We start from the raw sequence: 19,178 nt of genomic DNA on the forward strand, positions 1-19,178 counted from the left end.
GGCTCAGCAACCTGGCGCCAGGTTGCTGAGCCGCCGTCGGGTAGTTCTGGGTGGGGACCAACTTGCGGAACGAACGCCGGGTGCGCCCTCATCCGATGAGCGAGCGCTCATCCCGCCGCAGGTGTGCGGCATCGGCGTACCCGACTTCGGCCGCTGCCGCGGTGCGCGAGCGTCCCGAATCGATGAGGTCTCGTGCGGCCTGCCAGCGCAGGATCTTCGCCAAGTGCTTGGGTCCGTAGCCGAACCACTCCGCGCTCAGCCGGCGCAGCTGCCGCGGTGAATACGCGAACTGTGCGGCCGCCTCGGTGACGGTCTGCGCCGGCGAATTCGCGCGCACGCCCAAGGCGCCTGCCAGAGCCATCGGCCGCAGGTCCAGCACCGCCCGATCCATCAGACCGCCAGCCGTATCAAGCAGCACCCGGGCAGATCCCGTCACCAAGGCGACCCCGCCCTCACCGACTTTCCCGCCACCGGCATGGCTGCCGCCGATGACAGCGTCGAGGGGCGTCACCCGATCGGCAAGCTCCCCCGCCGAGGTGGTCAACAGCTGCGCAAGCACGCCGGAGTCGAATCGCAGGCCCACCGTCGGTGCAGCCGAACCGTGGAACATCCGGGCCGTGGAATCGGCGCCGGCGATAAGGATCCGGTTGTCGATGACGATGAGGTCCATGCACCCGTCGGGAACGATGAGCGAGGGAGCCGCGGCAGGTGCGACAGTCGGCCCGGAAGCCAGACCGGCGGCAGTGTTCCCACGATCAGGGTCTGCCGCCTCGGCGAGGGAAGGCACCTTTTCGGGAACCGAAACCCACAGGCTCGCCCGCAGGCGTGGGATCCGGGTTTCGCGGTACACGGACTCGGCCTCCTGACGCTCTCGGCGGTAAACTCGTCTGTGTTCATCTGGTGCGAGCGGCGCGATCTGCCCCCAGAATAACGCGCGAATGGCCCGATAGAGGGTCGAACGCCCAAGCTCACGGGAAGGAATGATGGCTGCAGCATCCTCGGTGCCGGTATCGGCGCGCAGGCAGGCTCGCCATGTCACTGTCTTCCTCGATGTCGATGGCGTCCTCAATTCCTACCCTGTGCCAAAGCTGCGCGGCATGGCCGAGGGGCGGAAGAAGCTGCACGCGTGGCACTACGAACTCCATTACCGGCCGTCCGTCGTCGAATTCTTCGACCGCATCGTCGAGACCCACGAGGTCGATGTCGTGTGGCTCTCGACCTGGTCGCAGCGGTGCAAGTCCGAACTCGAACCGAAGTTCGGTCTGCGCAATTCCTTCGACGTCATCGAAATGCCCGATGAGACCCACAATCGCTTCGCTCACGATCCGCAGCAGTGGTGGAAGGCCCGTGCCATGGAGGACTGGCTGGCCACGCACGAACACGGGCGCGCGATCTGGATCGATGACGACCTGGCGTGGCCTGCCACCCGCGAGTACTTCCTCGAGAACTACTCGTCTAACCGCCTCAAACTCATCGCCCCGGACTTCTCCCACGGCCTGACGAAGGCCCATCTCAAGGAGATCCGGGAGTTCGCCTACCCGAAGACCGGCGTTGCAAAGTCTGGCGACTCGAAAACCGGCCACATGGCATCAGGCGACCCGACGACCACCAAGTCGAAAACCAACCACTCGACGACATCCGACCCGAAGGGAACTTCATGACGCGCATCGGCCTGCTCGATTCCGGACTCGGACTCCTCGGCACCGCCGACGCACTGTTCAACCTCGCCCCCGACGCCGACCTCGTCCTCGCGATGGATCCGGACTTCACCCCCTACGGCAGCCTGAGCACCGACACCCTCGAACAGCGGGCCCTGCAGTCGGCCGGGGTGCTCGCCGAATGGGAACCCGACGCCATCGTCATCGCCTGCAACACCGCCTCGGTGCAGGCCCTTGAAGCCGTTCGCGCCCGCTACGAACCGACCATCCCCATCATCGGCACCGTCCCTGCGGTGAAGATGGCCGCCGGCACCGGCCAGGACTTCGCAATCTGGGCGACGCCGGCGACCACGGGCAGCGAGTATCAGCAGAACCTCATCGACTCCTTCGCCGCCGACCTGCACGTGGCCAAGATCGCCTGCCCGGGACTGGCCGAGGCCATCAACGTCGCCGATCTGAACAAGATCGACACCGCCATCGAGGATGCCTTCACCCAGATGGGACCGGGAATGGAGACCGTGGTGCTCGGCTGCACCCACTACGGACTCGTCGCCGACCGAATCATGGCCGCCCGAGCCGGAGCCCTCACCGTCTTCGACTCCCCCATGCCGGTGGCCAAACAGACCCTGCGCCGCATCGGCCTCGAACCCGCCGGAGTCGGCGAGGATCAGCACGGCACCGGACGCGTGCTCGCAACCTTCGCGTCGGGCCGACGCGTCAGCCTCCCCCAGGCCCTGGACGCCTATCCGGCAGGCAAACGACTGCTCGCCCGCGAGGCCTGAGTACGCACCCTCCACATTCCCTCCGAGCCGGGTCTTTCCGCGCCGCGCAGGCGTAAAATGGACCAGACAGTCAATCGTCAAAGGAGGCGATTCGACATGTTGGCGCTCAGTATCCTCGCCGCACTTGTGGCACTCGGAGAGCGGACCACCTCGGATTCGACCGCACGGTCCGCCTCCGCCGATCAGGAGGCGCGCCTCGGGCACGCCTGACGTCTTCAGCGTCTGCCCAAACCCGAGGACTAGGCTGTGCGCATGGACCTCAAGCGCACGGGAAGAACAGTCATCGTCAACGGCGTCATCGCCCTCGTGATGGGTGCGCTGATGATGGTCTGGCCAGGCACCTCCGCCGAGGTAGTGGTGCGGATCTTCGCCTGCTGGCTCGCCGTCATCGCCGTCTCCTCCCTCGTGTTCGCACCGCGGGGAGGCCGCACCGGCAGCATGGTCACCCGCGCGGTTCTGCTCATCCTCCTCGGCGCGCTCATCTTCTTCACCCCGATGCTGTTCGCCTCCATGGTCACGGTGCTGACTGGATTCGCAATCATCTTCTTCAGCTTCCTCGCGCTCACCATGTCCTTCTTCATCCGTCGGTTGGGCGTCAGGACCTGGTGGGCGCTCACCGTCATCGGCGTCCTCGGCATCATCCTCGGCGGCTTCTTCCTCTTCGCACCGGGCGCCGGAGTGACCGCGCTGATCTTCACCCTCGCCGGTTTCATCATCCTCGTCGGCATCGCCCTCATCACCCTCGGCCGTCGCCTGCGCAAGGTCGACCGGCAGATGAGGGCCGATCCGCATCGCAATGGTCCCGACGATGGCGGCGGCGATGTCATCCGCGGGGAGATCATCGACTGATTCCAGCCGCCTCGGCGAGCTTCTCCCACTTCATTTGAGCCCGGTTCCGCGCAGATGCGGATCCGGGCTCAGTCTTACCCACGTTTCGGGCTGCAGTGGTCATTGTCACACAGCGAATCTTGGTCCCCAGCACACCCTTGTGCCACCTTCCGGATGGGCCCGCCGATATAGCACTTGACCTGGAACATCGCGTGAACACACGGCAAAACCTACCGATTGTGCATGAGCATTTCGTGAGGCTCGGGATCGGAGTTAACCGTCTATTCACTTTCGCCGTAACCTGGCGGTCATTCGACCTGCGAATCATGGAGGCAGACAGACACCGCCTCATCGACTGAATCCCGCTAGGAGAACGAATGACCCAGGTTCTGGCCCCGGAGCGCCACACTCCGCCGCCTGCCGTCGGCCGCAGCAACGACCGCCTCTGGCATCTGGCCTTCGGTGGACTGCTGGCGATCACCCTCATCGCCTTCACCCTGTGGTCCTTCGACTTCGTGGGCCGGGACGCACCCCGCATGGTGCTCATCACCACGGTCATCTTCGGTGCCTTCATGGCCTTCAACATCGGCGGCAACGACGTCGCCAACGCCTTCGGCACTTCGGTCGGCGCCGGCACCCTGACGATGAAGCAGGCGCTGCTGGTGGCCGCGATCTTCGAGGTCAGCGGCGCCCTGCTGGCCGGCGGTGACGTCACCGATACGGTCAAGAGCGGCATCGTCGACCTCAGCGGAGTGGCGATCAATCCGATGGACTTCGCGTTCATCATGATGGCGGCCCTCCTCGGCGCGGCCGTGTGGCTGCTCGTGGCGACTCGGATGGGCTGGCCGGTGTCGACAACGCACTCGATCATCGGCGGCATCATCGGCGCGTCTCTGACGATCGGCTTCGTCACCGGCAGCGGCGGACTCGCCATGGTGCAGTGGTCCGAGGTCGGTCAGATCGCGATCTCCTGGGTGCTGTCCCCCGCCCTCGGCGGACTCGCGGCTTTCGTCATCTACGGCGTGATCAAGAAGTACGTACTCGGCAAGACGCTGTCGCACACACTCAAGCCGCACATGCTCGCTCCGGTCTCCGCTGCTGAGGGATCCGTCGACGCACAGATCGACGCCGCCACCGAGGATGCCCCCACCGACGGAGGATCGATCGGCACCCATTCCGCTCTGCAGCGGTGGGTTCCCGTCATCGCCGCCGTCGGTGCGGTCATCATCACCGCGATGCTGCTGTTCAAGGGTCTGAAGAACCTCGACATGAGCGTGTCCACCGTCGGCGGTCTGCTCATCATGGCGATGATCGGCGCGACCGTGTGGCTGGCTGTGTTCGTCTTCGCCAAGACCCTGCGCAAGCAGACGGTTCCCCGCGCAACCTACATCCTGTTCTCCTGGATGCAGGTGTTCACGGCCTCCGCGTTCGCCTTCAGCCACGGCTCGAACGACATCGCCAACGCCGTCGGCCCCTTCGCCGCCGTCCTCGATGTGCTCCGCACCGGCAGCATCAGCGGCGAGGCGACCGTGCCGTTCGCGGCCATGCTCACCTGCGGCATCGCTCTCATCGTCGGTCTCTGGTTCATCGGCCGCAAGGTCATCGCGACCGTCGGCACGAACCTCACCGAAATCCACCCGGCTTCCGGCTTCGCCGCCGAGCTCGCGGCTGCGGGAATCGTCATGGCCGCCTCGGTGAGTGGCCTGCCGGTGTCGTCGACGCACATCCTCATCGGTGCGATCATCGGTGTCGGACTGGTCAACCGCTCGGCGAACTGGAAGCTCATGAAGCCGATCGCGCTGGCGTGGATCATCACCCTTCCGGCCGCCGCTGTCATCGGTTCGGTCGGCGTCATCGCTCTGCGCACCCTGATGGGCTGACCCGCTGACACGAACGCCCACAGGTGTTCACCGGATCACGTTCGAGACATCAGTTCGAGACATCATTCCGAACGGATCCGACCTTCCGCCCCCGCCGACTTCCACGCGAAGTCGGTGGGGCGATTTTCGTCCGAACTCTGGTCTCGGCAAAGCTCCCTGTGCTATCTTGATCGGCATGGGAACATTGAACAGCAGCGCAGTGACTGCGTCTTGCTTCTACATTCGTCTCCGCAGCGCCTGACAGCGCGCCGGACGAATTCTTCTGCGATCGGCTGACCGACTACGGTCACCCTGATCTCCTCCGCAAGCGCGTTGTCCTCCCGGAGAGCCCTCGGCATCCGGGCGATGCGGCAATCGGCTGATCCCATTCCGGTTCACTGACCACGTCGATCACTGCGATCGTGCAGGTCATCGCGAATCGATCTGACTCACCACCATTGCGCTGCCTCGGGTGCCTCCATCATCTTTTTGGAGCACATCCCATTGCGACCCCAGAACTCACGAAACCGTTCGACACATCCGCGTTCGACCTCACGGTCGATGCACGGCGGGCGGCATGAACTCGGCCAGAACTTTCTGCGCTCACCCACCGCTATCGACACGATTGCGAGCCTGGCTCGTTCCACCTCCGGACCGATCATGGAGATCGGTCCCGGCGATGGAGCAGTCACCGACGAGCTCTACCGGCTCGGACGAGAGCTCACTCTCGTCGAGATCGACGAAACGAGGTTGGATCACCTTGAAGACACGTACCCGCGGGCCGAGGTCCGGCACGCCGACATTCTGACCACCCGGCTCAACCGGCCGGTCATCGTCGGCAATCTGCCGTTCCATCTCACCACCCCCATCCTCCGCAAGCTGCTGCGTTCCGGACGCTGGCAGCGGGCGATCCTGCTCACTCAATGGGAGGTGGCCCGCAAACGCGCAGGAATCGGCGGGTCGACCATGATGACCGCGCAATGGGCCCCGTGGTTCGACTTCCGCCTCGTCACACGCGTCCCCGCCGATGCGTTCACCCCGAAGCCCAGCGTCGATGGCGGCATCCTCACCATCGATCGCTGTCCCACCGGATCGATCCCGACCAAGGCTCGATCCGATTATCAACAGTTCGTCCGTTCGGTCTTCACCGGTCGCGGGCGAGGAATGAAAGGAATCCTCTCGAAGATGAGCATCACCGATCATCGCACTCTGCAATCGACCATGGACCGCAACGACATCAGAGGAGACATCTTGCCCAAAGACCTCACCCCCGACCAGTGGACCGGACTGTTCACCGAACTGGCCGCCGAAACAGATCACAAGGATGCGAAGAACGGAAAGACCATGCGAAACAGCAAAGCACCCAAACAGAACCCCATCACCGAGGCGGCCCCGCAGACACCGTTGATCACCGGGGAGATGCCCATCGTCGGCGCCCAGAAGGCGACCGAGAAGCTCCAGGCCTCCATCCCGGGCGCCGACCCCAAGGCGAAGAGCCATGACAAGGGTCATCTGCAGGCCGAGCGTGGTTTCATGAATCAGCATCAGAAACCGCAGCAGCCCCAGCCGAGGTGGAACCTGCCACGCAGGTGAGTCTCCAGCGCCCCGGTCCGACGTTTCCCCGTCGGACCGGGGCGCGGCCATCTCCTCCGGAAGTTCATCTTCGCCGGGTGCCGGCGCTCGTAGACTGAAAACAGCGAGCGCTCATTCGGTCGAGAGGTCAGCCGGAATGGACAAGAACCACGGCACTCATATCAGACGCTTCATCAACGGATGGTGTCCCGGCTGCGAAGAGAGCAGCAGCCTGACACCGGGTCGACTCAACGCCGACGGAACCATCGAATTCCGCACCTGTGTCGACTGCGGAGAAACAGTCGAGGACCACGACCCCCGATTCTGGGCATCGGCCGCCGACGCCGACGAGGAAGGACTCGTCTAGATTCCTCCGCGGCGCACCCGCAGAAATCGCCACCACACAGGTCATGTCAGACCCTCTCGCTACACTGATAACACGTTCGCGAGTTGTGGCCATCGGTACCTGGCCGGCCACACGGCAACCCGTCATCGACCGGGTGCCCCAGGGGAAGAACGGGCCCGGGCAGCCAGCCCGGGCAAGCTTCGATCCGGGTCAGCGCTGCCGAAGCGCGCCCGAGAAGGACGGTGTGCCATGTCCGCAGACTTCGACAACGACTCCGCCGACTCCCACAACGACGCCGAGAACCGTCGCAGGGCCGCTGAACAGTGGCCGGGATTCGACCCCGACGAGGCCCTGCACTGGTCGAAAGTGCTCCTCCACCACTCCCCCGACCCGCAGCGTGCCGGCATCAAAGCCCAGATGAGCTCGGCGATCAAACGGGGCATCCCGATTACCGGACCGGGTTGGGTGAGCACGGCCGATGCCGCGCGCAGTGATGGCTTCACACCGGTGCTCTATCAGACCCTGTTCGAAACCCTGCGAACCATTCCGAAGACGGCATTCCGGTCCCACCCGTGGCATCGACGGAACACGTACGGAACCTACCTGCCCGGCACCCCCTATGAATCAGAACTCTGGGGCGACTGGCCGAAGCTCTTCCTCGCCGAAGGCTTCGACGCCCACGCGGCCACAGCACTGACCCTGCTGCGTGCCGAACCGAAGTTCCCCCGCCCGCGCACACGCGGCGAAGGCGAGAGTGCCTGACCCCGCGCGACGAAGGCGAGATTCCGGTTCGCCCCGTCACCTCGCTGCGGCCGCATCCAGATACACGGCCGCGGCGAGCGCGGCAGCGATCGTCTCCCGCCTCCCGCCGATGTCCACGGTCACCGCGTCATCGGTGCGATCGACGACGTCGAGCGCGACATCGGGAAGCACACCCGCCGCGGCGAGCTTGCCCAGAACAACAGGATCGGCGTCGGAAACCCTCAGCACCGCATAGGACCCGACGGCCGCCTCGGCGAGGAGGGTCGGAGTATGGGAATCGACGGCACCATCGGCACCCGGGATGGGATCGCCGTGCGGGTCGGACGCCGGGTGGCCGAGGAACGCGTCGATGCGGTCGATAAGCCGATCCGAGGCGGCGTGCTCGAGGATCTCGGCCTCATCGTGGACCTCGTCCCAGCCGTACCCGAGCGACTTCACGAGGAACGTTTCGATGAGCCTGTGCCTGCGCACCATCGACAGGGCGATCGCCTTGCCCTGCTCGGTGAGCACGGGCGGACGGTAGGGCACGCGTGTGATGAGACCGAGTTCGTCGAGTCGTTTGAGCACCTCGGTGACATTGGCCTTCGTCGTTCCGAACCGCTTCGCGAGCTCGGTGGCCGTCATCGGTTCCCCGCCCCATTCCTGAGCCGACCAGATGGCCTTGAGGTAGTCCTGACTGACCTCGGAGACTTCACCTGCACGCATGCCCCCAGTATCCCATGGACGCATCGGCCCACCCGAAACTTCACCCGAAGTGAGCGATCGGGCACAGATGTTCCCAAACGATTACGATCGACCCATCCCATCGCCGAGGCGGCCCTGCCAGAATCACATTCATGACCTCCCATTCCCTCCCCTCCGACCCGGTTCGCCCAGCCGAGGACGCCGACCGACCGGAGTCAGTGCGGCCCGCCGTCCCCGACGGCCCTTCTCCTGCCGAGGACGGCTGGTTGCCGTTCCGTGCGTTCCGCCGCTGGGCGAGGACCCGCAGAACGGACTCTCGCTCAGCAGCCCAGCGGGGACCCACCGCCCCGGACAGCCCGCGTCCGCGAGCAGAGCGGCTCACTGCACGCGGCCTGTTCCGTCCCGGCGAGATCGAATACGCGCGGCTGCGGAGCCTGCCGCCGTTCGACACCGATCTGCTCATCCTCACCAACGCGCGGATCATGCGGTGCGCACCGACGCTCAGGGTTCCATCGCCCAGCTCTCGGAAGCGACGCTTCGGCAGGCAGCTGATGTCCGCGCCGAGGAATCCCGTGGACGGGCCACGGTGACCGTGGAGCTGCACGTCGGATCGTCGATGCGGTTGGAGGAGACCACCCCCGCCGAGGCGCAGCACTTCGTCGACACCTTCACCGAGGTGGTTTCCCGCTCACGGACTTGAGCGCCGTCTCCCGAACCTGAACAGCCCCGTTCCCCGCCTGATCGGAGCCTTAATTTGGTCGGCCCTGCCCCTTAGTCTGCTACCTCAGAAGAGGGGGTGATGAATTTGTGAGAAACCTCCACTCATAGAATGGATCGGGCCCATTTCGGGCCCTGTCCCTTTTTGTCTACCGGAGGTCGATGCGTGCAGGATCCGAACGAAGAGAAGTTGAAGCGCCCAGTCGTCGAACGTGAGCGATTCGGCGGCACCGACCGTGCGACGCGAATCAGCAGGGACATCGACCCCGAGAAGCGCGCTCCGATCGACAGCACGGAGATGAGCAAAGGCCCTGAGGAGCTCTCCGACCAACGCGGCTCCCGGGTCAACTGGCGAGTCTTCATCGTCGCCTCTCTCATCATCCTCGCATTCTCCGTGTGGGCGATGATGATGCCCGACTCGGCTCAGTCGACCATGAAGACTGTCGTGGACTGGATCGCAGAGAACCTCGGTTGGTTCTATGTCGTCACCGTCACCGTCGTCATCGGCTTCGTCCTCTGGGTGGCGCTGTCCAAGGAAGGCGGCGTCAGGCTCGGCCCGGACCACTCCCGTCCGCAGTACAACCTCTTCACTTGGGTCGCGATGCTCTTCGCCGCAGGCGTCGGCATCGACATGCTCTTCTACTCGGTGACCGGACCGATCACCCAGTATCTCCACCCGGTCAATGCCTCCCCCGAATCGGCGGCGGCCGCTCAGGACGCCGTCGTGTGGACGATGTTCCACTACGGCATCGCCGGCTGGTCGATGTACTCGCTGCTGGGCATGGCCATGGGCTACTTCGCCTATCGCTGGGGTATGCCCCTGTCGATCCGCGCGGTCCTTTACCCGCTGCTGGGCAAGCGCGTGCGCGGTGCCACCGGTGATGTCATCGACATCTTCGCCCTCGTCGGCACCGTCTTCGGCGTGGCCACCTCGATGGGCATCGGCGTCGTCCTGCTCAACGTCGGGTTCGCCACTCTCTTCGGTCTCGAAACCGGACTGGCTCTGCAGATCGCGCTCGTCATCGTGGCAGTCGTCATGACCGTCGCCGCATGCACGTCGGGCGTGGACAAGGGCATCCGTCTCGTCTCCGAGCTCAACCTCTGGTCGTGCGCGGCGATGATGCTCTACATCCTCGTCACCGGCAAGACCGCGTTCCTGCTCAACGCCATGGTCGAGAACATCGGCCGCTTCATCTTCACCCTGCCCGAACGCACCCTGCAGACCTTCGCCTATGTCGACGGCGGCTCCGAATGGATGGGCGGCTGGACCCTCTTCTTCTGGGCCTTCTGGCTCGCTTGGGGTCCCTTCGTCGGACTGTTCCTCGCCCGCATCTCCCGCGGCCGCACCCTGCGTGAGTTCGTCATCGCAGCGATCACTGCTCCCGTGCTCTGTGACTTCATCATCGTCACGATCTTCGGCAACTCGGCTCTGTCCGAGGTGTTCAACGGCAACGATGAGTTCGCGAAGACGGCCATCGCCTCTCCGGAACAGGGCTGGTACGACCTGCTCGAGATGTTCCCGGGAGCGACTTTCCTCATCGGCCTGGCCACGCTGTCGGGTCTGCTGTTCTACCTCACGAGCGCGAACTCCGGTGCCATGGTGATGTCGAACTTCTCCTCCTCCATTCCGAATCCGGAAGAGGACGGCAAGAAGTGGCTGCGCATCTTCTGGGCGCTGGTGACCGCAGTGCTCACGATCGCCATGCTCGTCGCCGGCGGCGTGACGACGATGGAGTACGCGACCCTGATCTTCGCCCTGCCGGTGACGATCATCGCCTACCTCGTCATGGCCTCGTTCTCGAAAGTGCTGCGCATGGAGCGCGCCGAGCGTGAGGGGCGGATCCGTCGTCGCCGCACCACTGCCGCTCATGGTGGGCGCGCCCCGGAGAAGACCTGGCGTCAGCGTCTGGCGACCCTGCGGTCCTACCCCACGAAGAAATCCGTCGAACGCTTCGTCGCCGAGGTGGTCGGGCCGTCCCTGGACGCCGTGGCCAAGGAGTTCCGCGAACTCGGCTACACCGTCGAGCACCTCCAGACCATGGACGAGGACACCGGCATCACGACGAACACGCTCAATGTCGACATGGGCGAGCAACGCGACTTCCACTACGAGCCGCGGCCGTCGAAGCGAATGTGCCGTCGTTCGGTGCCCGCAACGCTCCCCGCGGAGACGACAAGTACCTCCGCATCGAGGTCTTCACCCAGACCGGTTCGGAAGGCTACGACCTCATGGGTCTGAGTTCGCAGCAGATCATCGACGACGTGCTCGACCGGTACGAGAACCACCTGTCGTTCCTCGCCTATTCGCACGAGCACTCCTACCAGTCGGTCGTCACCCCTCCCACGCCGCCGACCACGGATTCGATTCCGGCGGTGCCCACAGCTGCCGACGACGTCGAGGAGCTCGAAGAACCGAAGCACTGAACTGAGCCCCTCGCCGAGCGGCCGTGCCCACCCGTGCACAGCAGCCTCGGTGACGGGGTGAGCACAGCGATCGAAGGAGCGGTGACCGATACGGTCACCGCTCCTTCTGTGTCGTGACGGGGAATCTGAGCGGGGACCGCTCGAATGTGTCAGGACCGCTACCAGCACACCATCGGTGCCGACCGCGGTGGTGACACAATCGAATCATGAAGTTCAGGGGCCCGACCATCGGCATGATCGTCCTCTTCGGACTGCTCATCGCCGGAATCTCACTTGCCGCCTTCACCTCGACGAATGCGGGAGTCGCATCGAAGCACAGTCCCGACGAATTCGGCGGCGACCCGTACTTGGCGCCGTCCGTGATCTTCGGAATCCTCCTCGCCGTACATTCTGTCGCAATCGCGGCGATGGCCATCCTCAGCGGGGACGATCATTCCGACAGCGCCGAGGCGAATCCGCACACTCCACGGCAGCCGAAGTCGGTCACCCAGTTCGTCCGTGCTCCGCTGTCGCGGGTTCTCCTCGTCGGACCTATCTGGGCGGTCTGCTCTTTGGTGGCACTGTTCATCGGGCATACGTATTCCGCGGATCCAGGTGTTCCGGGATCTGTCTGGGGAGACCTCACCGGCAACCCGCTGTCCGCCCTGTCGATCGTGTTCCTCTGCTGGGCGACGGCGAACATGGCCTTCGCCTGGTCGTCACTGGCCGAAGCGTTCAGCCGGGATCGCCGCTCGGCCTCGCTCACGGTTCTCATCTGCGGGCTCGGCCTGGGGTGTCTGACGGCCGGTCTCTTCGGCTACTTCGGACTCGCCACACTTCCGACGATCATTGCGTTTCCGCTGGGTGTGGTCTGTCTGATCGTCTCGACTGCTCTGCTCATCCCGCTCAGATGGTGGGCGATCAGACGAGTCGACCGTTACGACTCCGGCGAACAGCCATCTGCCGGCAGTCGGCGAGGTCCCGGCCGGTCCACCCAACCGCCCGCAGACGCCCTCCAGCCCGGCGAGCGGGTTCTGACCAGCTACCTCGGAAAGGCGTTGGACGCCCATTCGAACGGCAACACCACCGACCCGCAGATGCTCGTGTTGACCGACCGGCGGATCTTCCGTGCCTCGATCATTACGCCGGGGCGCACGTTCGTCCTCGAACAGGCCGAGCCCGGCCAACTGAGCGGCGGCGCATCGGAGCTGCGTAGCAACCATGTGATCACTACGGTGCTGTTCAACGACCGGCAGCCGATGAGCGTTCCAGGCGGAACTGCGGAGGCATCCGGTCGCTTCGCCGAGGCGATCACCGTCCTTGCTCGGACGGGTCGTCTTCCCCGCTGACCAGAGGGGCACGTTCAGACATAACGCTGACCCCGACGCAACGGATCCGCAACATCGCAGCGCCGCGGACTCGCAGAGTTCCTGCGAGGATGGAGGTATGAATAGGGACAGACGCTCCAGGAGCACGACGCTCGTGTTCGGGATCGGGTTCGCAGTCTTCGCCTCGATTGCCTTCTTCCTCGCCAATGCCGGCATCAACCCGCTCCGCAATCACGTACTCAGAGGCATCAACCCGGAACAGGCGCCGAGCATCGGGATACTGGTCCTGTTCTTCTTCTCCGCCATCGCCGCTTTCGCCTTCTACGAGGACAGACCGCCTGCCGGCAGCAGTGCCGCCCGTGCGCAGCAAGCCGAGGATCCCCATGGGGCGAAACGCAGACAGCCGCCCACTGCCTTCGTCCGGAACCCCTGGCCTCGGGTGTTCGCCGTCGGACCGGTGTGGGCCGTCTGCGGAGTCATCGCCACCTTCATCTGGCACGCCTTCGCGAAGGACTCCGGAGCTCCGGGCACCGTCTGGGGCGACCTCACCGCATCGCCTCTGCCGGCCTTCGCCCTGCTCTTCGGACTGTGGGCCACCGCCAACTTCAGCCTCGCACTCGGAGCGATCGCCGATGCCTTCCACCGCACGCTCTGGGCGGTCTTCCTCATCGTCTCTGTGCTCATCGCCATCCTGGCCATCACCATCGGCGTCGTGGCATCGAACATCCTCACGATGTCACCGCCGGCAGGGCTGGCAGTGGCCGCCATCTGCCTCATCATCACAACGGTCGCACTGATCCCGGCCCGCCTGTTCGCCGTCGCCCGAGCACGCGTCACCAACAGGATCGATGCGGCCCACGAGGCTCGACTGCAGTCTCTGCTGATGACTCTCGCCCCAAGTGAGAACCTCATGCTCCACTTCGCCGATAGGGAGAACCCGACCGGGCAGATTCGCGCCGCCACGAACCAGCGACTCCTCCTGGCCGCACCCACCGGCACCGGAACCGGGTCCGCCCGACCGGGCCCGGTCCGCATCCTCGACCAGGCACATCCCGGACAGCTGCGCGGAGCCAGCACCAAGTTCCGCCCAGCCGGACACACCACCTCGGTGCACTTCCGGGACCGTCCGGACATGGAACTCGTCGGCGGGGACCCGAGCGAGGCAGACACGTTCGCCGAAGCACTGACCGCTCTGGCCACGACGGGACGTCTGCCGCAGGAGGAGGAGACTTAAGCCATGGAACTCAGCCAGGTGGTCGCTCTGCTCACCGCCGGCGACTACACGATCTCCCGTGAGATCATCCAACGCGGCTTCGGCGTGCTCTTCCTCATCGCCTTCGCCTCCACGTTCAACCAGTTCCCTGCACTCCTCGGCGAGCGGGGACTCACCCCCGCCCCGCGCTTCATCGCTCTGACCTCGGCCCGGCAGGCACCGAGTCTCTTCCGGTGGAAGCGGTTCTCGTATTCGGACCGACGGCTGCGCCTCGTCTGCGTGATCGGAATGGTCCTGGCCGCCTCGGCGATCATCGGTCTGCCTCAGGCCGGACCGGCATGGATGCCGATCCCGGTGTTCTTAGGCGTGTGGGCGCTGTACTTCTCGATCGTGTCGATCGGGCAGCGCTTCTACGGCTTCGGCTGGGAATCGCTGCTGCTCGAGGCAGGGTTCCTCATCGGATTCCTCGGCTCTCACGAGGTGGCCCCGACGTGGGCGATGATCCTGCTGCTGCGCTGGTTCGTCATCCGCATCGAATTCGGTGCCGGAATGATCAAGATGCGCGGGGACTCTTCCTGGCGTGACCTCACCGCCATGGACTATCACCATCAGACGCAGCCGATGCCGAACCCGCTGAGCCGCCGCGCCCACCTCATGCCCGGCTGGTGGCACAAGGGTGAGACCCTGGGCAGCCACATCGTCCAGCTCGCCGCTCCATGGCTGCTGTTCCTGCCTCAGCCGATCGCGTCGTTCGCCGCCGTTGCCATCATCATCACCCAGCTCGCGCTCGTGGTCAGCGGCAACTATGCGTGGCTGAACTGGGCGACGATCCTGCTCGCATGCTCCGGAATCAGCGACACGTTCTTCCGGTGGATCGTCGGCGGCCCCTTCCCCAGCTGGGGTTGGAACTCCGTGACCGCATTCTTCACCGATCACACCGGCACCGAGGTGATCGACCCCGCCGCTGCCGCTGCACCGGTCGAGGCCCTGCCGCTCTGGTGGCTGATCGTCGTCCTCGTGTTCGTCGCGTGGCAGGTGTGGCTGAATGTGCCGGCTGTGCGGAACCTGTTCTCACCTAATCAGCTGATGAACGCGAGCTTCAATCGACTCGGGCTCGGCAACGCCTATGGTGCATTCGGGTCGATGACCGAGACCCGCAACGAGATCATCATCGAGGGGTGGATCGATGACTCCGGTGCCGGCTCTGGCTCCGGCGACGACAGCACCGACTCCGACGCTGGTGACCCGGACGCCGGTTGGCGGGAGTATGCGTTCAAGGGCAAACCCGGTGACGTGCACCGGCGCGGTCCTATCATCGCGCCTTATCACCTGCGGCTCGACTGGCTCATGTGGTTCGCCGGTCTCGGCGACTACCGGCAGACCTGGTTCACCGAGCTCGTGCGCAAGATCGGCTCCGGAGACCCGCAGATCCGCCGCCTCATGGGTCCCGACCCCTTCGACGGGCGAACGCCGGACCTCGTCCGCGTCCGCGTCTTCACCTTTCGCTATGCCACCCGCGCCGAGCGCCGCGCCGCGAAAGCTGCAGGAGAACCGAAGCCGTGGTGGGTGCGCTCGGACCCGCGGATCCTCATCCGTCCGATTGACCTGCGTCAGGGCTGAGCGGCAGTGCACGGCCGCCTCGGCGAGGGTCACTCCACCCCGAGAGCCAACAGAACGATGAGGACGACGTTGAGTGCGATGATGAGCGCCGAGGCGGCCGCCGCGATGATCGTGATCCATCGCGCGTTCGCGAATTCGCCCATCACCCGGCGACTGTTCGTGAGCCTGACCAGGGGAATCATCGCGAACGGGATGCCGAGGCTGAGCACGACCTGGCTGAGCACGAGCGCCCAGGTGGGGTCGACTCCGATGGCGAGGACGACGAGTGCCGGGATCATCGTGAACGCGCGCTGCCACACGATCGGAAAGTTCACGCGCAGCAGGCCCTGCATGATCGACGCGCCCGCATAGGATCCGACGGCGCTCGAAGCCAGCCCCGAGGCGAGGAGTCCGATGCCGAAGAAGAGGCCGACGACCTCGCCGAGGTTGGCCGTGACGACCGCGTGCGCACCTTCGATGGTGTCGGTGCCGGTCTGGCCGCGCAGTGCCGCGGCAGCCAGCAGCAGCATCGCGATATTCACGGAACCGGCGACGACGAGGGAGAGGACGACGTCCCAGCGGCTGGCGCGCAGCAGCTGCCCAGTCGTAGCGGTCGCATTGTCGCGATGCCGGTCGACCGACAGCGCTGAGTGGAGGTAGATCGCATGGGGCATGACGGTGGCGCCGAGCATGCTCGCGGCTAGGACCACGGAGTTCGTGCCCTCGAGCCGAGGCACGATTCCACCTGCGGCTTGCCCCCAATTCACATCCCCGACGAACAGGCCTGCTAGAAAGCCGATGGCGATGATGACCAGGAAGCCGATGATGACGAACTCGAAGGGACGCTGACCGCGGGTGGATTGGATCGAGAGCAGGAACAGCGACACCACGCCGACGATGACACCCCCGAGGAGGAGCGGTAAGTCGAAGAGGATCTTCAGTGCGATCGCGCCGCCGATGACTTCGGCGAGGTCGGTGGCGATGGCGACGACCTCGGCCTGCCCCCAGTACGCGAGTCGGCTTCGCTTGCGGAGGCGATCACCGAGCAGACTCGGCAGCGACTGCCCGGAGACGAGTCCGAGCTTCGAGGACAGGTACTGGACGAGAACGGCGATGAGGTTCGCAGCCACGAGCACCCAGACGAGGAGATATCCGTACTCCGCACCCGCGGTGAGATTGGCCGCGACGTTGCCCGGATCAACATACGCGATGGCCGCGACGAAGGCTGGGCCGAGGAGCACTGCCGTGGAGATCTTCTTCCGCCCACGTTCGCGGGTGCGCACCGATGAGGAATCGATGTTCATAAAGTTAAGGTACATTAACTTTCCCGTTGGGGGCAACACGACACCGGGTCTGGAAAGTGAACACGGAAGGGCTTAGGGTTCGAGCATGGTCAGTGAACACGTTCAATCGAGGTCGGGAAAGCGCCAGAAGACCGAGGATCGGATCATCGGTGCCGCCGCCGAACTGTTCCTCAAGCATGGCTTCAAGGCCACGACCATCCGGGCGATCGCCAAGGCCGCCGAGGTGTCAGTGGGCCGAGTGATGTCGGTCGGCGACAAGGACGTCATCCTCGTCCGCTGCTTCGACAGGTGGATCGGCCAGCTGCAGAACGGGACGTACACACCACCAACGCGACGAGCGAGCCTGTCCCGTCGGGGAACGGACACCGGCGCGACAACGGGACCGCCCCGACCATCCTCGGCGGTGCAACGTCACCTGCTCGAACTCTTCCTGCCCTTCCTCGAATTCTTCGCCGAACACGAGGACCTGTCCCGCGACTATGCGGCGGCGATGATGCGAGTCAAGGGCGAGCCGGAGGTGTTCAACGCTCTCGCCGTGGACCTGCAGAGCCGCCTGAGCGAGTCACTGGTCTCGATCGGGATCAATGAGGACCACGCGCGGGCCAGTGCCGCGGCACTCTACGACTCCTACCTGGGCATCCTGTTCCGGTGGGCGGCGACGACGATGAGTCTTGACGACGCAGTCGAGGCGATGCTCGCGAGCATCGTCTTCCACACGCGGGTGAGGAGCTCGCTGTGACGCTCCTGCCCGAACCGGTCTGGCCGGTCGTCGTCCTCGCGGTCATCGTCTTCGGTGACGGCCTGCTCACCTTCCGTCCCCCGCGGGCGATCGCCGCCTGCCTCGACGGCGTCGGCTTCCCGCGGGAGTGGTGGTGGGTACTCGCCGTCGTGAAGTTCCTCGCCGCGGCAGGACTGGTGACGGGGATCTGGATTCCCGGGCTCGGCGCGGCGGCCGCGGCGGGCCTCGTCGTCTACTTCCTCTGCGCCGCTGCCGCTCACCTGCGAGCGAGGTATGTCGGTCGGGATTTCTGGCTCAATTGTCTGGGAATGCTCGTCGTCTGCATCGCGGTGCTCGTGTTCTGCTTCCTCTGAATATCCCATGTCTCAGTCCGGAGAATTCTTCTCCCACATCCCGCACCTCGATCCCGTTTTGGCCTAGAGTCGAAGTACGGCACCGGTGCCTCCTTCGGCGCTGAGCCGTCCGGCAGAATTGCTGACCTGCTCGGTGATGGTGCCGAGCCACCCGGCAGAGGAGTGTGGACATGCCCGAATATGCCGACAGCAGTCGCACGCGCGACGAGACTCCCCATGAACGCCACGAGCGATGGGCCTGGATCCATGAGACGGCGGCGATGACCGGGTGGGATTTCTCCCCACTGGCCGGCCGCCTCGTCGCCGATGATCCGCCGTGGAACTTCGATCAGATCTGCCTCGATGCGATGGCCGAGTCGAGCAGATGCCTCGACATGGGCACGGGAGGCGGCGAGCGCCTCAGCGAACTCATCGATCGGCTCGACGAGGCCAGGCCTCCCGGCGAACCGTCGCCGACGATCTCCGCGGCCGAAGGGTGGGAGCCCAATGTTCCCCTGGCCGCCTCGACGCTGCAGGACTATGGCGTCGAGGTCACCCGGTACGACAGTGATCATCATCCGGAGATGCCGTGGGGCGACGGTGAGTTCGACCTCGTGATGAATCGACACGAAAGCTATGACCTTGCCGAAGTGGCCCGTGTCCTCTCCCCGGGCGGGCTGTTCCTCACCCAGCAGGTCGACGGCACGGAGGCGCAGGAGTTCCGCGACCTCTTCGGCGGCGGGATGGGCGATCTGCACCAGCAGCTCGAGCCGTGCGTCAGCGACGCCGAGAATCAGGGTCTGTCGATCGAGGCGGCTCGCAAATGGCAGGGCACGATGCGCTTCACCGACGTCGAGGCGGTCATCGAGTACCTCGCCTATATTCCGTGGGACGTTCCCGGGTTCGCCGTCAGGTCCAACCTCGATGTCCTCAGACGCCTGGCCGAATCGAGTGAGCCGATCACCGTCACCCAGAAGAGATTCCTCATCGTCGCCCACAAGCCCTGACTCGCGCTGCCTGCAGGGTGGTTTTCCCGACCCCACTCTTGGGAT

Annotated in this window: 18 protein-coding genes, 1 pseudogene and 1 riboswitch; of the genes and pseudogenes, 16 read left to right on the forward strand and 3 right to left on the reverse strand. The window is 65.0% G+C overall.

The window, feature by feature from the left end:
* Positions 1-88: 88 nt before the first annotated feature.
* On the reverse strand, positions 89-850 hold the full coding sequence (locus tag AC2W7L_RS05660) for an AraC family transcriptional regulator (RefSeq protein WP_486003643.1): 762 nt from the start codon (positions 848-850) through the stop codon (positions 89-91).
* Positions 851-983: 133 nt separating this feature from the next.
* Between AC2W7L_RS05660 and AC2W7L_RS05665 the strand changes: the two genes are divergently transcribed.
* The 7 genes and pseudogenes from AC2W7L_RS05665 (at position 984) to AC2W7L_RS05695 (ending at position 7,807) form a co-directional block, all read left to right on the forward strand.
* Positions 984-1,661 (forward strand): HAD domain-containing protein, encoded by a 678-nt coding sequence (locus tag AC2W7L_RS05665; protein ID WP_486003644.1) that lies wholly within the window; start codon positions 984-986, stop codon positions 1,659-1,661.
* The gene (locus tag AC2W7L_RS05670) at positions 1,658-2,440 is read left to right on the forward strand and encodes a glutamate racemase (RefSeq protein WP_486003645.1); all 783 of its coding nucleotides are present in this window, start codon (positions 1,658-1,660) and stop codon (positions 2,438-2,440) included. The genes AC2W7L_RS05665 and AC2W7L_RS05670 overlap by 4 nt, the downstream gene beginning before the upstream one ends.
* Before the next feature lie 252 nt (positions 2,441-2,692).
* Entirely contained in the window at positions 2,693-3,289 is a 597-nt protein-coding gene (locus AC2W7L_RS05675; RefSeq protein ID WP_486003646.1) for an HdeD family acid-resistance protein, read from the forward strand.
* A gap of 356 nt (positions 3,290-3,645) precedes the next feature.
* Entirely contained in the window at positions 3,646-5,148 is a 1,503-nt protein-coding gene (locus AC2W7L_RS05680; protein WP_486003647.1) for an inorganic phosphate transporter, read from the forward strand.
* A 540-nt stretch (positions 5,149-5,688) separates the two neighbouring features.
* Positions 5,689-6,420, forward strand: a pseudogene (gene erm / locus AC2W7L_RS05685) (23S ribosomal RNA methyltransferase Erm); the annotation flags it as partial.
* Between the two features lie 436 nt (positions 6,421-6,856).
* Positions 6,857-7,066: a hypothetical protein gene (locus tag AC2W7L_RS05690; protein ID WP_486003648.1), complete on the forward strand. Its 210-nt coding sequence runs from the start codon at positions 6,857-6,859 to the stop codon at positions 7,064-7,066.
* Positions 7,067-7,140: 74 nt separating this feature from the next.
* Positions 7,141-7,251, forward strand: a riboswitch (SAM riboswitch).
* Between the two features lie 43 nt (positions 7,252-7,294).
* The gene (locus tag AC2W7L_RS05695) at positions 7,295-7,807 is read left to right on the forward strand and encodes a hypothetical protein (protein WP_486003649.1); all 513 of its coding nucleotides are present in this window, start codon (positions 7,295-7,297) and stop codon (positions 7,805-7,807) included.
* A gap of 36 nt (positions 7,808-7,843) precedes the next feature.
* Here the strand turns inward: AC2W7L_RS05695 and AC2W7L_RS05700 are convergent, their stop codons facing one another.
* The gene (locus AC2W7L_RS05700) at positions 7,844-8,512 is read right to left on the reverse strand and encodes a metal-dependent transcriptional regulator (protein ID WP_486003650.1); all 669 of its coding nucleotides are present in this window, start codon (positions 8,510-8,512) and stop codon (positions 7,844-7,846) included.
* 466 nt (positions 8,513-8,978) lie between these two features.
* Here AC2W7L_RS05700 and AC2W7L_RS05705 point away from each other — a divergent pair, with 466 nt between their 5' ends.
* From AC2W7L_RS05705 to AC2W7L_RS05730, 6 genes are all read left to right on the forward strand, one after another.
* Positions 8,979-9,191 (forward strand): hypothetical protein, encoded by a 213-nt coding sequence (locus tag AC2W7L_RS05705; protein WP_486003651.1) that lies wholly within the window; start codon positions 8,979-8,981, stop codon positions 9,189-9,191.
* Between the two features lie 183 nt (positions 9,192-9,374).
* On the forward strand, positions 9,375-11,447 hold the full coding sequence (locus AC2W7L_RS05710) for a BCCT family transporter (protein ID WP_486003652.1): 2,073 nt from the start codon (positions 9,375-9,377) through the stop codon (positions 11,445-11,447).
* The gene (locus AC2W7L_RS05715; protein WP_486003653.1) at positions 11,438-11,632 is read left to right on the forward strand and encodes a hypothetical protein; all 195 of its coding nucleotides are present in this window, start codon (positions 11,438-11,440) and stop codon (positions 11,630-11,632) included. The genes AC2W7L_RS05710 and AC2W7L_RS05715 overlap by 10 nt, the downstream gene beginning before the upstream one ends.
* Positions 11,633-11,838: 206 nt before the next feature.
* On the forward strand, positions 11,839-12,960 hold the full coding sequence (locus AC2W7L_RS05720) for a hypothetical protein (RefSeq protein ID WP_486003654.1): 1,122 nt from the start codon (positions 11,839-11,841) through the stop codon (positions 12,958-12,960).
* A 97-nt stretch (positions 12,961-13,057) separates the two neighbouring features.
* A complete protein-coding gene (locus tag AC2W7L_RS05725; protein WP_486003655.1) occupies positions 13,058-14,173 on the forward strand; it encodes a hypothetical protein in 1,116 nt (371 codons plus the stop codon).
* A gap of 3 nt (positions 14,174-14,176) precedes the next feature.
* Complete coding sequence (locus AC2W7L_RS05730) at positions 14,177-15,772, forward strand: lipase maturation factor family protein (protein WP_486003656.1); 1,596 nt, start codon at positions 14,177-14,179, stop codon at positions 15,770-15,772.
* 29 nt (positions 15,773-15,801) lie between these two features.
* On the opposite strand, the gene AC2W7L_RS05735 is transcribed toward AC2W7L_RS05730, so the two are convergent.
* Positions 15,802-17,055, reverse strand: coding sequence for an Nramp family divalent metal transporter (locus AC2W7L_RS05735; protein WP_062860638.1), 1,254 nt, complete (start codon positions 17,053-17,055; stop codon positions 15,802-15,804).
* Positions 17,056-17,140: 85 nt separating this feature from the next.
* Between AC2W7L_RS05735 and AC2W7L_RS05740 the strand changes: the two genes are divergently transcribed.
* The 3 genes from AC2W7L_RS05740 to AC2W7L_RS05750 all read left to right on the forward strand — a co-directional run bounded on the left by AC2W7L_RS05740 (position 17,141) and on the right by AC2W7L_RS05750 (position 19,133).
* Positions 17,141-17,794, forward strand: coding sequence for a TetR/AcrR family transcriptional regulator (locus AC2W7L_RS05740; RefSeq protein ID WP_062239658.1), 654 nt, complete (start codon positions 17,141-17,143; stop codon positions 17,792-17,794).
* Positions 17,791-18,147 carry a DoxX family protein gene (locus AC2W7L_RS05745; protein WP_062239661.1) on the forward strand — a complete coding sequence of 119 codons (357 nt, stop codon included), beginning with the start codon at positions 17,791-17,793 and terminating at the stop codon, positions 18,145-18,147. The genes AC2W7L_RS05740 and AC2W7L_RS05745 overlap by 4 nt, the downstream gene beginning before the upstream one ends.
* 170 nt (positions 18,148-18,317) lie before the next feature.
* Entirely contained in the window at positions 18,318-19,133 is an 816-nt protein-coding gene (locus tag AC2W7L_RS05750) for a class I SAM-dependent methyltransferase (RefSeq protein WP_486003657.1), read from the forward strand.
* Positions 19,134-19,178: the final 45 nt, after the last annotated feature.

The organism is Brevibacterium sp. LAARM3_SD1 (assembly GCF_057364765.1).

Bases quoted from the DNA above. Each gene is read 5' to 3' on its own strand.
- AC2W7L_RS05670 (WP_486003645.1), top strand. From the start codon at position 1,658: ATGACGCGCATCGGCCTGCTCGATTCCGGACTCGGACTCCTCGGCACC.
- AC2W7L_RS05730 (WP_486003656.1), top strand. From the start codon at position 14,177: ATGGAACTCAGCCAGGTGGTCGCTCTGCTCACCGCCGGCGACTACACG.
- AC2W7L_RS05695 (WP_486003649.1), top strand. From the start codon at position 7,295: ATGTCCGCAGACTTCGACAACGACTCCGCCGACTCCCACAACGACGCC.
- AC2W7L_RS05675 (WP_486003646.1), top strand. From the start codon at position 2,693: ATGGACCTCAAGCGCACGGGAAGAACAGTCATCGTCAACGGCGTCATC.
- AC2W7L_RS05740 (WP_062239658.1), top strand. From the start codon at position 17,141: ATGGTCAGTGAACACGTTCAATCGAGGTCGGGAAAGCGCCAGAAGACC.
- AC2W7L_RS05665 (WP_486003644.1), top strand. From the start codon at position 984: ATGGCTGCAGCATCCTCGGTGCCGGTATCGGCGCGCAGGCAGGCTCGC.
- AC2W7L_RS05700 (WP_486003650.1), bottom strand. From the start codon at position 8,512: ATGCGTGCAGGTGAAGTCTCCGAGGTCAGTCAGGACTACCTCAAGGCC.
- AC2W7L_RS05715 (WP_486003653.1), top strand. From the start codon at position 11,438: ATGGGTCTGAGTTCGCAGCAGATCATCGACGACGTGCTCGACCGGTAC.
- AC2W7L_RS05750 (WP_486003657.1), top strand. From the start codon at position 18,318: ATGCCCGAATATGCCGACAGCAGTCGCACGCGCGACGAGACTCCCCAT.
- AC2W7L_RS05680 (WP_486003647.1), top strand. From the start codon at position 3,646: ATGACCCAGGTTCTGGCCCCGGAGCGCCACACTCCGCCGCCTGCCGTC.
- AC2W7L_RS05720 (WP_486003654.1), top strand. From the start codon at position 11,839: ATGAAGTTCAGGGGCCCGACCATCGGCATGATCGTCCTCTTCGGACTG.
- AC2W7L_RS05735 (WP_062860638.1), bottom strand. From the start codon at position 17,055: ATGAACATCGATTCCTCATCGGTGCGCACCCGCGAACGTGGGCGGAAG.
- AC2W7L_RS05690 (WP_486003648.1), top strand. From the start codon at position 6,857: ATGGACAAGAACCACGGCACTCATATCAGACGCTTCATCAACGGATGG.
- AC2W7L_RS05725 (WP_486003655.1), top strand. From the start codon at position 13,058: ATGAATAGGGACAGACGCTCCAGGAGCACGACGCTCGTGTTCGGGATC.